Annotated in this window: 8 protein-coding genes; 3 read left to right on the forward strand and 5 right to left on the reverse strand. The window is 58.5% G+C overall.

Translation table 11 applies throughout. The features are described 5' to 3' along the window. Window positions 1–60: 60 nt before the first annotated feature. From HMPREF1627_RS03415 to HMPREF1627_RS03435, 5 genes are all read right to left on the reverse strand, one after another. A complete protein-coding gene (locus tag HMPREF1627_RS03415) occupies window positions 61–3,195 on the reverse strand; it encodes a type I restriction endonuclease subunit R (protein ID WP_034501190.1) in 3,135 nt (1,044 codons plus the stop codon). Further along, window positions 3,182–4,225 (reverse strand): virulence RhuM family protein, encoded by a 1,044-nt coding sequence (locus HMPREF1627_RS03420; protein ID WP_034501119.1) that lies wholly within the window; start codon window positions 4,223–4,225, stop codon window positions 3,182–3,184. Before HMPREF1627_RS03420 ends, HMPREF1627_RS03415 begins: the two co-directional genes overlap by 14 nt. Then, on the reverse strand, window positions 4,218–5,411 hold the full coding sequence (locus HMPREF1627_RS09995; protein WP_052040816.1) for a restriction endonuclease subunit S: 1,194 nt from the start codon (window positions 5,409–5,411) through the stop codon (window positions 4,218–4,220). Before HMPREF1627_RS09995 ends, HMPREF1627_RS03420 begins: the two co-directional genes overlap by 8 nt. Beyond that, entirely contained in the window at window positions 5,408–6,976 is a 1,569-nt protein-coding gene (locus HMPREF1627_RS03430) for a type I restriction-modification system subunit M (RefSeq protein WP_034501121.1), read from the reverse strand. Before HMPREF1627_RS03430 ends, HMPREF1627_RS09995 begins: the two co-directional genes overlap by 4 nt. Window positions 6,977–7,305: 329 nt before the next feature. After that, a complete protein-coding gene (locus tag HMPREF1627_RS03435; RefSeq protein ID WP_034501122.1) occupies window positions 7,306–7,536 on the reverse strand; it encodes a hypothetical protein in 231 nt (76 codons plus the stop codon). Window positions 7,537–7,607: 71 nt separating this feature from the next. On the opposite strand from HMPREF1627_RS03435, the gene HMPREF1627_RS03440 reads away from it, so the two are divergent. The 3 genes from HMPREF1627_RS03440 to HMPREF1627_RS03450 all read left to right on the forward strand — a co-directional run bounded on the left by HMPREF1627_RS03440 (window position 7,608) and on the right by HMPREF1627_RS03450 (window position 11,045). Beyond that, complete coding sequence (locus HMPREF1627_RS03440) at window positions 7,608–8,462, forward strand: alpha/beta hydrolase (protein WP_234305230.1); 855 nt, start codon at window positions 7,608–7,610, stop codon at window positions 8,460–8,462. Between the two features lie 6 nt (window positions 8,463–8,468). Further along, window positions 8,469–9,437 (forward strand): alpha/beta hydrolase fold domain-containing protein, encoded by a 969-nt coding sequence (locus HMPREF1627_RS03445; protein ID WP_034501123.1) that lies wholly within the window; start codon window positions 8,469–8,471, stop codon window positions 9,435–9,437. A gap of 240 nt (window positions 9,438–9,677) precedes the next feature. Then, a complete protein-coding gene (locus tag HMPREF1627_RS03450; RefSeq protein WP_034501124.1) occupies window positions 9,678–11,045 on the forward strand; it encodes an extracellular solute-binding protein in 1,368 nt (455 codons plus the stop codon). Window positions 11,046–11,102: the final 57 nt, after the last annotated feature.

Genomic DNA, 11,102 nt, shown 5'->3' on the forward strand with positions numbered 1-11,102 from the left:
GTCTTCCTGTGTGGAGGCAGATAAGCGGATCGCAGTGATCTCGAGGGGCACGGCTTGCACCTAGTCCTGCTCTCCAGTAGCTAAGTGTTCCGCTTGTTCGATGACGAGCTGCACGGCTTGTTCACGCTTATCCGGCGGGTACTTGTACTTGGCAAGTAGTCGTTTGATGCGTGAACGCATGCGGGCACGCACGGATTCTTTGACCGTCCAGTCCAACGTGGCAGATGAGCGGATTGTGGCCACTAGTTCCCGGGCGATCATCTTCAGGGTTTCGTCGCCCATTTCCAGGATTGCGGAGTCGTTTTGGATGATGGCGTCATAGAGGGCGATCTCCGCTTCACTCAGTCCCAGCTGCTGGGAGCGTTCACGGTCTGCACGCATATCCTTAGCCAGGCTGACCAGCTCAGCGATGATCTCTGCCGTGGTGAGCGACCGGTTGGTGTAGCGGGTCAAGGCATCATTGAGCATCTCGGAGAACTTGCGGCCTTTGACCAGGTTCTTCCGGCTGACGGTGCGGATCTGATCCCCCAACAGCCGCCGTAGTAACCCCAGCTGAAGGTTGGGAGTGGTGGAGTGTGCGACGGAGTCGAGGAACTCATCCGAGAGCAGGGACAGTTCCGGGGAGTCCATGCCGGCGAACTGGAAGACGTCAATGACCTGGTCTGCGGTGACCGCGTCATTGAGCATCTGCCCGAGGACGGTATCAAGGTTGCTGCCCCCGCGCCGTGATTCACCCGAGTCGGGGTTGAGTATCTTCAATACTGCGGCGCGCACATCGGTGAACAGGCGGACGTCGTTGCGGATGGCCTCAGCCTCGGGGCGTGAGGCCACGAGCGCGAACGCCTTCGCCAGGGCGAGCACTTGGTCGTTGTACCTGGCGGTGAGGTCCGGGTCAGACAGGACGTGGTCAAGCACGGCGGCGTACTGCGACAGACGCTCCTTGGCTGGCAGGTCCGGGGAGGAATCGAAGGTGACGCCGTGGAGCATGCCCCGCACCACGTCATGCTTTTCCAGCATGACATCGACGAGCTCTTGGATGGGTACACCCGCCTGCTCACGGTCTGAGGGTGAGTACACGCTCAGTGCCTGCTGGAGGGAGGCGAACAGGCCGATGTAGTCGACGATGAGTCCGCCGGGCTTGTCCTTGAAGCGCCGGTTGACTCGGGCGATGGCTTGCATGAGCCCAGCCCCTTGCATCGGCTTGTCCACGTACATCGTGTGCATGGACGGCGCATCGAATCCGGTGAGCCACATGTCGCGAACGATAACGATCTCCAACTCGTCATCAGGGTTCTTCGCCCGGAGCTTGAGGTCACGTCGTTCATCCTTGGAATGGATGTGTGGCTGGAACTCGGCGGGGTCAGCAGCAGAGCCTGTCATCACGACTTTGATACGGCCCTTGTCGACGTCATCGGAATGCCATTCGGGGCGCAGGGCTGTGATCTTGTTGTAGAGGGCGACGGCGATGCGCCGGCTCATCGTCACGATCATTGCCTTGCCGGCCATGGAGGAGCGGCGCTTCTCCCAGTGGGCGACGATGTCGGCGGCAATCGCATCCAGCCGCGCTTCGGCACCGACGAGAGCCTCGAGGCGAGACCACTTGCTCTTGGCCTGCTCAGACTCTATCTCGCTCGCCTCAGTGGTCTCGTCCACCAGTGCGTCCAGATCTTTGAGCTGTTCGTCATCAAGGGCGATTTTTGCCAGGCGGGACTCGTAGAAGATCTTGACGGTGGCTCCGTCCTCGACTGCGCGAGTGAGGTCGTAGACATCGACGTAGTCCCCGAAGACAGCGCGCGTGGAACGGTCATTGGTCTCGATCGGAGTGCCGGTGAAGCCGAGGAAGGTGGCTCCCGGAAGGGCGTCACGGAGGTGCTTGGCCAGTCCGGCTTTTAACCTGCCCTGACTGTCGAGGCTTTCCTCAAAACCGTACTGGGAGCGGTGGGCCTCATCAGCGACGACGACCACGTTGCGGCGGTCGGTGAGCACCGGGTTGACGTCACCGTCCTGGCCGGGCGCGAATTTCTGCAGCGTGGTGAAGATGATCCCGCCCGAGGCACGAGTCAACAGCCGACGAAGATCGTCTCGTCCCGTTGCCTGCACCGGGGTTTCCGGCAGAATCTGCGCGGGCGCGAACACCTCACCGTAGAGCTGGTCATCAAGGTCGTTACGGTCGGTGATGAACACGAGGGTGGGGTTGGCCATGCGCGGGTCACGCATGAGCTTGGCAGCGTAGAAGACCATCTCAAAGCTCTTGCCGGAGCCCTGGGTGTGCCACACCACGCCACCACGCTTGTCCCCAGCGGGACCGGCGGCGCGTACGGTTGATTCCACCGCGGCGTTGACGGCCCAGTACTGGTGGTACTTCGCGATGCGTTTGATGATGGTACGGCGCCGCTGCCCGGTTGCATGGTCGGTGACCGCCTCGTCGGAGTAGACGACGAAATTGCGCAGGATGTCGAGGAAACGCTCGGGTGCGAACACGCCCTTGATCAGTACCTCGAGGGCTGGCCGGTTCGTGATGATGTCACGCCCGTCAATGGTCTTCCACGGCGCATAATGCTCGAATCCGCCGGTGAAGGAACTCATTGCCGCACTGGTGCCATCAGAGATGACTGTGACGACGTTGGGAATGAATACACTCGGGATCTCACGCCGATAAGTCTGGATCTGGTTCCAGGCGTTGCGGAGAGTGGCGTTCTCATCAGCCGGGTTCTTCAGCTCCAACAGGCCGACGGGCAGGCCGTTGAGGAAAACGAGAACGTCGGGGCGGCGGTTGTGGCCGGCTTCGATAATGGTGAACTGGTTGAGCGCCCGCCAATCGTTGTTCCCCGGGGTATCGAAGTCCACGAGCTGCAGGCGCATAGTGGAAGGCCTGCCGTCATCGTCAGTGGTCTCAACCGGTACTCCGCGCACCATCAACTCGTGGAACCGCTGGTTCTCACTCATCACGTCCTGCGACTCCGCGCGTTGAATCCGCGCTACGGCAGAACGAATAAGATCAGGATCAGCATCGGGATTGAAACGGGTAAGCGAATCAGCCACGTGGCTCCACAGGATGCAGTCACCAAGGGAATCCCTCACGTCATTCACCGCAGCATCAACAGGTGCGTACCCGGTGCGAAAACCAATCTCGGCTAGCCACTCTTTCGCGGCCTGCTCCACAGTCGACTCGTCGAAGTGATCAGTGCGCATCATCATTACCTGGATCAATGGCTTTGGCTGCTTCAATGGTGAAGCGGTCGAAGTCGGAGACGTAGTGGGCGTCCTGAACCTTACGGAACACCGCGAACTCCCGCAGGGCATGGTCATCAGCCATCTTCTTGCTGATGGTCCCTGCATTGTCGAGAATCTCGCGTGCATCCAGTGTGAGAACTTGGTCGAGAAATTCCACCCAGTCTTCCATTGTGGTGGCGATCTGGCGGCGTGCTCGAGATTCTGCCAGATTAAGATATGCCTCCACCAGGCGGCCCAGATCCTTGAGTTCATCGGCAGTGAGGTAGTTCTTACCGACGGTGACATCGCTCCGAAGAATTTTGCCGTCTGGGCTGTTCTTCCACGAGGTGAGACCCATATACGGTTGGGACGCATCCGCACGCTCTTTGATGAGTTCGGCGGCGGTGTGACCGTGGACCGCGTAGTGTATTTTGTTCTGCACGGTGGCGAAGAACTGTTTTGCAACCGGCGAGGAGGACTCGTAATCGACAGCGGTGGTGAAGATATCGGTCACCTTCTGGTAGAAGCGCCGCTCGGAGAGACGGATCTCCCGGATCTCCTCGAGGAGCTGCTCGAAGTAGTCCACTCCGAGGATCTCACCCTGTTCCATGCGCGCACGATCGATGACGTAGCCGCGCAGTGTGAAGTCTCTGAGCACCTTGGTCGCCCACTGCCGGAAGTGTGTGGCACGGATGGAGTTCACCCGGTAGCCGACCGAGATGATGGCGTCGAGGTTGTAGTGGTCGATGCCGCGCGTGACCTGCCGCGACCCCTCGGTTCGAACCATTCGGAAATTCCGAACAGTTGCCTCCCTCACAAGCTCTTGGGAGTCGTAGATGTTGGCGAGATGCTCATTGATGGTCGGCGCAGAAACTCCGAACAGCTCAGCCATGAGCTTCTGGCTGAGCCAGATGGTGCCGTCCTCATAGCGCACCTCGATCGTCCCGTTCGTCTCACTGGTGAAGACGAGGAACTGCGAGGCGGAGACCTCCACGTGTTTGTTCTCAGACATCCGCGACCTCCTCATCTAGGGCTTCACTGACCAGGCACCCAGCCTCATCCACTCGCATGCGGCCGCTCATGAGCTCGGGCAGGAGTGCATCGCGTAGTTCAGTCAGTTTAAGTGACTGAACTTGGCAATAGTGTGCCTGCGCCTCGAGAGCAACCAACCTCGCAGAGAGCGGCCTTTGTTCCTCCAGTGAAAGCAATGGAACATTGAGTTGAGCTAGTCGTGACGGTGATAGTTCCGTCTGCCCTGTTGACCCGGTTGCCATATGCTCTATCTCATCTTGGAGAGGGAATACTAGGTACGGCATTAGCACTGGATAGATTCGCCGAGGGTCCGCTTTCACTACAGTCACATGGCTATCGACATAAATGGGGTCATCTGAGTCCCAACGAGCTAGACGGCCAAGCGTTCCTTGGCCAGTTGAGTTAACGAGAAGATCGTCCAATCGCGCGATGGCTTGTGATTTTTCACGTGCGCGGGGAGTCATTAGACGAGCTAATTCAGGTGTGACCCATCCATCGCGGATGCACTTTTGGTTCAGCACCAATACTGGCGACGCATCTTCATCTTTGTAATACTGTGGTGTGACGCCTCTTGAAATGGATGCTGTATAATGCTCAAGCTGAGTGCTTGGAGCTGAACGCACCGTATCGGCTACAAGATTTCCGCCTAAGTCTCGACACAGGTTTCGGACCCGTAGGTTGGATTCGATTTTGTCGTCCAGGGCACCAAGGAGTCCAGATATTTCGGTACGGACTGCTGCGGAAGGTAAGGCAACGGGGAGTTCGGACAGCTGGAGGCGCGACACATTAGGAAACGTCGAGCCTGTGGCAGCTGCAAGGAGTTCAGGCAATACAAGGTCGATTGCAGCACGCACGAAGTGTCGTTCTTGTGGATTGATCGCACTTATGGATGCAATTCCACGACCTATTGCGTACTGCTGGTCAGCCCAGTTCATCCGACCGGTCGTGCTTCCACGGACGCAGAATAAGATGTCGCCCGGCTCCGCTGTCTTGGAGAAGCTGGTCGACCACTGTACTGGTGTTGGGTGGGAGCTTCCGAATTCTGTCGGCCCGTTTAGAAGCGGGAGGCCTTCCTGTGTCGAACTTACGAACTCTTTCTTTGGGGACTGGCCCATGGTCACACGAGCGATATCAGAAAGAACACCCTCCTGGAATACAACGCTCACTGGAGGGCCTCCAAGCGCGTACGAATCTCCGCTTCCAGCTCTCGCCCACGTTCGAACTCGGCGTATAGCTCAGACTTGAGTCGTGCGATCTTTTCATCGATGGGTTCGTCGTCAGCTTCTGCTTTGACAACGCCGACATAGCGTCCAGGTGTGAGCACGTATCCATTAGCGACAATTTCTCCGCGCGAGGCGGCTCTGCTGAATCCGGCCACGTCCTCGTACTCGCCGTGTTGTTCGCGGGAGCGCCACGTGTTGTAAGTGCTGGCGATCCGTTCAATGTTCGCTTCGGTGAGCTGACGCTGTGCACGGGTGATCATCTCACCCATGTTGCGGGCGTCGATGAAGAGCACCTCACCGTGGCGGTCGCGGTGGCCGTTACCGTGCCGGTTCTTCGAGAGGAACCACAGGCACGCTGGGATCCCCGTGTTGAAGAAGAGCTTGTCGGGTAGCGCCACGATGCAGTCCACGAGGTCCGCTTCAACGAGGGCTTGGCGGATGGTGCCGTCTGTCTTCGCTTTGGAGGACAGTGCACCGTTAGCCATGACAAAGCCTGCCGAGCCTGAGGGGGCGAGATGGTAGAGGAAGTGCTGGATCCACGCGTAGTTCGCGTTGGAGTCGTTCGGGGTGCCGTAGGCCCAGCGTGGATCATCCTCCAGGACGGCTGACCAGTAGCCTTTGAGGTTGAAGGGCGGGTTGGCGATGATGAAGTCCGCGCGCAGGTCCGGGTGTTGGTCTTCAGTGAAGGTTTCAGCGTCCCGTGGGCCAAGGTCTGCTTCGATGCCTCGTAGTGCCAGATTCATCTTGGCTAGGCGCCAGGTGGAGGCAGCTTTTTCCTGGCCGTAGATGGAGAGAGCATCCCGGCTGCCACCGTGGGCTTCGACGAAGCGGGCCGACTGCACGAACATGCCGCCGCTGCCGCAGCAAGGGTCGTACACGCGGCCGGAGAAAGGTTGGAGCATTTCGACGAGAAGATTCACCACGCTGCGCGGCGTGTAGAACTCGCCGCCATCCTTACCCTTCTCTGCCCCGGCAAACATGCCAAGGAAGTATTCGTAGACGCGGCCGAGAATGTCGTCAGCCCCATGATCGCTGTCCGCACCGAAACCGATGGAGCCGATGAGGTCAATGAGTTCACCGAGCATCTCGTCCTTGAGGTCCTCGCGGCCGTAGTTGCGCGGCAAGACGCCCATCAGTGTGGGGTTATCGCGTTCGATGAGTCGCATCGCCTCGTCAATGGCCTGGCCAATTCCCGGCAACTTAGCCTTGGCTTGTAACTGCTCCCAGCGGGCGCCATCAGGAATCCAGAAGACGTTCTTACCTGAATATTCATCTCGGTCTTCCAGGAATGATGGGATCTGGTCCTCGTCGATACCCTCGTTCATCAGTTCCTGGGTGAGCTCTTGGCGTCGCTCGGAGAACTTGTCGGAGACGTATTTGAGGAACACGAGTCCGAGTACCACATGCTTGTACTCGGATGCCTCCTGGTTGCCTTTGGCGCGCATCGACTCGGCGGTCTCCCAGAGAGTTCGCTCTAGAGTCATTTCATCGCCTTTATCTGTTGCCATAATCTGTCATCCAAACCTTTTTGTTACGACGATTGTGTAGATGGAACTAGCTCGATGATCGGCCGAGGTTGACGATCGTCGGCGCGGAGATTTTTGCATGCTCCTAGAGGTCTTATCTGCGCTTCCCTTCGTCGATCAGCGTATCCCACAAGGGCTTGTAGCTGATCTTGAGTGTGCGCTCTGGTGCCGACAACCGGCAAGCATCGGAGTTTTTCAACGGTGAATCAATTAGGAGGAAAGGCGATGACTGAGACATTTGCACTCAGCTAGGTGTCACCTCTCTGAGCGGCGGCAGCGGCCTGACCGCACGCCGTCGTCGCTGCTTGTTCCTACTCCGCGTCTTCGTGCCAGATCTGACGGAGCTGAACACCCATGGGGTAGGACTCCATCGTTCCGTCGGCGAAGTTCACTTCGACGCGCTCTTCATCGTCCTCGTCGTCGGGATCGCCCGCCCAGTCGACCCATTCGATCATCGGGGACAACTCGCCGTTATCCCTGACAATTCGATAGCCCTCGCCAAGCAGCTCAGACATGACGTTTTCGATCTTGCTCTCATCCATGGCATCCTCCGTGATGATCAGAATGATTGAGTGTGTGGAGCGTACCCATAGATTAGCAGCAAACTTCCTGTATGCTTCCTGCATACGGAGCGGATGCTCATGGAGGAGAAGCAATGACCCCGGCGCGCCTTGCCGCGAATATTTCAGGTACGCCCTCAAAAGGACGTATCTACGCGCTTCACGGCGTGACCGACAATGCCGCATCCCTCAGTGATATCTCCGCTCGATGGTCCAGCGACTATGAAGTCGTCTTGATCGACGCCCTCGGACATGGCTGTTCCCCGCGCTTTACTCCCACGCAGCTCGAGGACCCCTTCGAAGCGCTCGTTAGCAGCGCGGCCTCGTTAATCTGCACAATCGAAGAATCCGCACCCGCACCCTTCGTCGCCCTCCTCGGCCACTCGATGGGCGGAGCGACCGCGGCTGACGTCGTTTCGCGAGGCCTCGCCCCCGTCGACGCCCTGGTGCTGGAAGACCCCGCACTCCTCACCTCCTCCCAACGCGAGCACTTCCGCGCAAGCGCCGAAGACCGCATCGCCCGCTGCGATGAAGTCACGCAGTGGATGGGACGCGAAATTGACATCCTCCTCAAGGACTACCCTCAGTGGAGTCCTTCCGAGGCCGGCGGCTGGGCTCAAGGAAAAGCCCAAGTCGACCGCAACTTCCTTGCCCGTGGAGTCGTGAGCGGAAGCCGAAGTTGCGAAGAAATCCTCGCTCCAATTTCAGTACCAACCCTGCTCATTACCGGCGATGGCGACGACGTGCTGATCGGGCCCGGCGGGATTGAAGAGATCAACGCAATGGGGAACGCCGCTGTTGAAACTCTCCTCATTCCCAGCGCACGTCACTGCGTGCGCCACTCGACCCCCACCCCCTTCTACGCGGCCGTTGACGCATTCTTTGCCCGAGTCGCGCCGAGCAAGTGAGGAACGATGAGTACCTATCCCATCTACCTGCGTCCCGAACTCGCACCCATCATCGCTGAAACCCCCGAGCAAACAACGTGGGACCTGCCCGCTATGCGCGCTGGGGGAGATGCCCTTTTGGCAAATCCGCACGAAGCCGACAGTAGAGTCGAAGTGAGCGCGCGCGGGCGCACCTTCATTCCGGCGGATTTGGCTGAGGACGCGCCCCTGATCATTTCGATCCACGGAGGCGGGTACGTGGCAGGCCGCGCCGCTTTCGATGACGCGAAGAATGACGAACTAGCGACGCGCTTCGGTGCGATCGTTGTCTCTCCGGAGTACCGCCTCGCACCCGAATTTCCCTTCCCGATCCCCGTCGACGACTGTATTTCCGCCCTTGCCGAGGCCCTTGAGCGCTTCGGGCACGAACGTCCAACTTTCATCCTGGGGGATTCAGCGGGAGCAGGGCTGGCCTATTCCATGGTGAGTCGCCTGTGTGGACTCGGCCTGCAAATGGCGCAAGATGAGGCAATCGCGGCTCGATACAAACGAATTGCATCCGTAATCAGGGGCATTATCTTGCTTGAGCCCTGTGTTGATCCGACCCTGTCGACCCCCTCAAGCAGGTTCTTCGCTGAGGGGCCCGTGTGGACGCGTCGCGCGGCGGCCGGAGCGTGGCGTCACTACTTCGGTGTTCCCTTGGATGCAGAAGTGACAATTCCCTTGCGCCTTATCGAGGCGGCATTCCCGAAACCGTGCGCAGAGTTCAGGGAAGAAGGCTTCCCGCCCGCGCTCATCGTTGTCAACCCCGTCGATCCTCTTCGGGATGAGGGAATCGCTCTGGCGACAGGCCTCGTTGATGCCGGTTGCATCGCAGAAATGCATATGTTCGCTGGGACCTTCCACGGTTCTTTGTCAATGCCGGGATCGGTGACTTGGCATGAAATTCAGCTGCTGATTGATCGTTTCGTGAAAGAAAACTCGGTAGCCCGTTAGCGCATTCATATACGTGTTGACCTGCGTTTATACATTTCATTGCTCTTGATGGGTGCATCCAGCATCTTTTGTGCTCTTCGTAACCAAAGTGCAATCCATGGACTCTGGAATTGGCTTTCTACGTAGTAATACAGTTCACATAAGGACTTCCGTGTCAAAGGGGCATGAGGGGGAGCGGGAACGGCAGTGTGGCCACCCGCCCACCTTCAGGAAGTCGCAGAACTATCAAAGGAGAGTTCAATGGCACGACGTGCACTCGCGGCTGTTGCCGTAGTCGGTATCGCAGCTGTGGGCCTGACCGCCTGCTCTGGATCCAAGGACAAGACGACATCTGGAAGCTCAGAAGGAAAGTCTCTGGTTGTCACCTATTACAAGACCTCGTCCTTCCCGCAGATTGAAGACTTCATGAAGCGCGCAAAGGAAGAGTTCGAGTCCACTCACAAGGACGTCACCATCGATCTTCAGCCCGTTGAAGCGGAGGCAGATCAGTACATGACCAAGCTTGCGCTGATGAATAAGTCGAAGTCCAAGGCTCCCGACATCATCTACGAAGACACCTTCCAGGTCATGAGCGATGCCGCAGCCGGATACCTGGCCCCGATCGACGACTACGTCAAGAACTGGGACGAGTGGAGCCAGTACCCCGAAAGCTCGATTCAGGGCGCAAAGGGCCTCGACGGCAAGATCTACGGCGTTCCCTTCGGCACCGATACTCGCGGTATCTACTACAACAAGAAGATCTTTGAGCAGGCAGGACTGCCCACTGACTGGCAGCCTAAGAGCTGGGATGACCTGCTTTCTGCTGCGCGCACCATCAAGGAAAAGGTGCCCGACGTCATCCCCATGAACATCTACGCGGGCCGTGCAGGTGGCGAACAGACCAGCATGCAGGGCTTTGAAATGCTGCTCTACGGCACCCAGGACACCCTCTACAACACCGACACCAACAAGTGGGTCACGGGATCCCAAGGTTTCAAGGACGCACTGACCTTCTACCAGACCGCATACTCAGAGGGCCTCACTCCCTCCAACGACATCGCACTGGATAAGGCTGTTGGAACCCGTGTGTCCACCGAACTCCTTCCCAAGGGCAAGCTCGCCATCGATATCGACGGCTCCTGGCTGCCCTACATCTGGATGCAGGACTCGACAAAGTGGGCAGAATGGCAAGAAACCATCGGCCTCGCAAAGATGCCGACCCAGAAGGGACAGGCACCCGGATTCACCACTCTCTCCGGTGGCTGGGTTCTCTCTGTCGGATCTCAAACCAAGGATCCCGCACTGGCAGCCGACTTCGTCAAGACTGCGCTGAACAAGAAGGGCTCCCTGCAGTACTCCATCGCAACCTCTGCGATCGCAGTCCGCAAGGACATCGTTTCTGACCCTGAGTACCTCGCAGCCAACCCCTCTTTCAAGTTCTTCGCAGGAATTGTTGAATACACGCACTTCCGTCCCGCAACTCCTGACTACCCGCAGATCTCCACAAATATCCAGACGGCCACCGAATCCGTGGTGACGAAGGAACAGACCCCCGAGCAGGCCGCAAAGGCCTACGACGAGGGCCTGGTGAAGATCGTCGGCGAAAAGAACGTCGAAGCGGCGAAGTAACATGTCCACCTCGGTTCGTGTGGGGACCGAGAGCACTGCGACCCCTGGCGGGCGACG

The sequence above is a fragment of the Actinomyces sp. S6-Spd3 genome (assembly GCF_000758755.1).
Taxonomy (GTDB): Bacteria; Actinomycetota; Actinomycetes; order Actinomycetales; family Actinomycetaceae; genus Pauljensenia.

What these genes read in the sequence shown, in the direction of transcription:
- HMPREF1627_RS03415 (WP_034501190.1), bottom strand. Translation starts at nt 3,195, where the DNA reads ATGATGCGCACTGATCACTTCGACGAGTCGACTGTGGAGCAGGCCGCG.
- HMPREF1627_RS03420 (WP_034501119.1), bottom strand. Translation starts at nt 4,225, where the DNA reads ATGTCTGAGAACAAACACGTGGAGGTCTCCGCCTCGCAGTTCCTCGTC.
- HMPREF1627_RS03430 (WP_034501121.1), bottom strand. Translation starts at nt 6,976, where the DNA reads ATGGCAACAGATAAAGGCGATGAAATGACTCTAGAGCGAACTCTCTGG.
- HMPREF1627_RS03435 (WP_034501122.1), bottom strand. Translation starts at nt 7,536, where the DNA reads ATGGATGAGAGCAAGATCGAAAACGTCATGTCTGAGCTGCTTGGCGAG.
- HMPREF1627_RS03440 (WP_234305230.1), top strand. Translation starts at nt 7,608, where the DNA reads ATGCTTCCTGCATACGGAGCGGATGCTCATGGAGGAGAAGCAATGACC.
- HMPREF1627_RS03445 (WP_034501123.1), top strand. Translation starts at nt 8,469, where the DNA reads ATGAGTACCTATCCCATCTACCTGCGTCCCGAACTCGCACCCATCATC.
- HMPREF1627_RS03450 (WP_034501124.1), top strand. Translation starts at nt 9,678, where the DNA reads ATGGCACGACGTGCACTCGCGGCTGTTGCCGTAGTCGGTATCGCAGCT.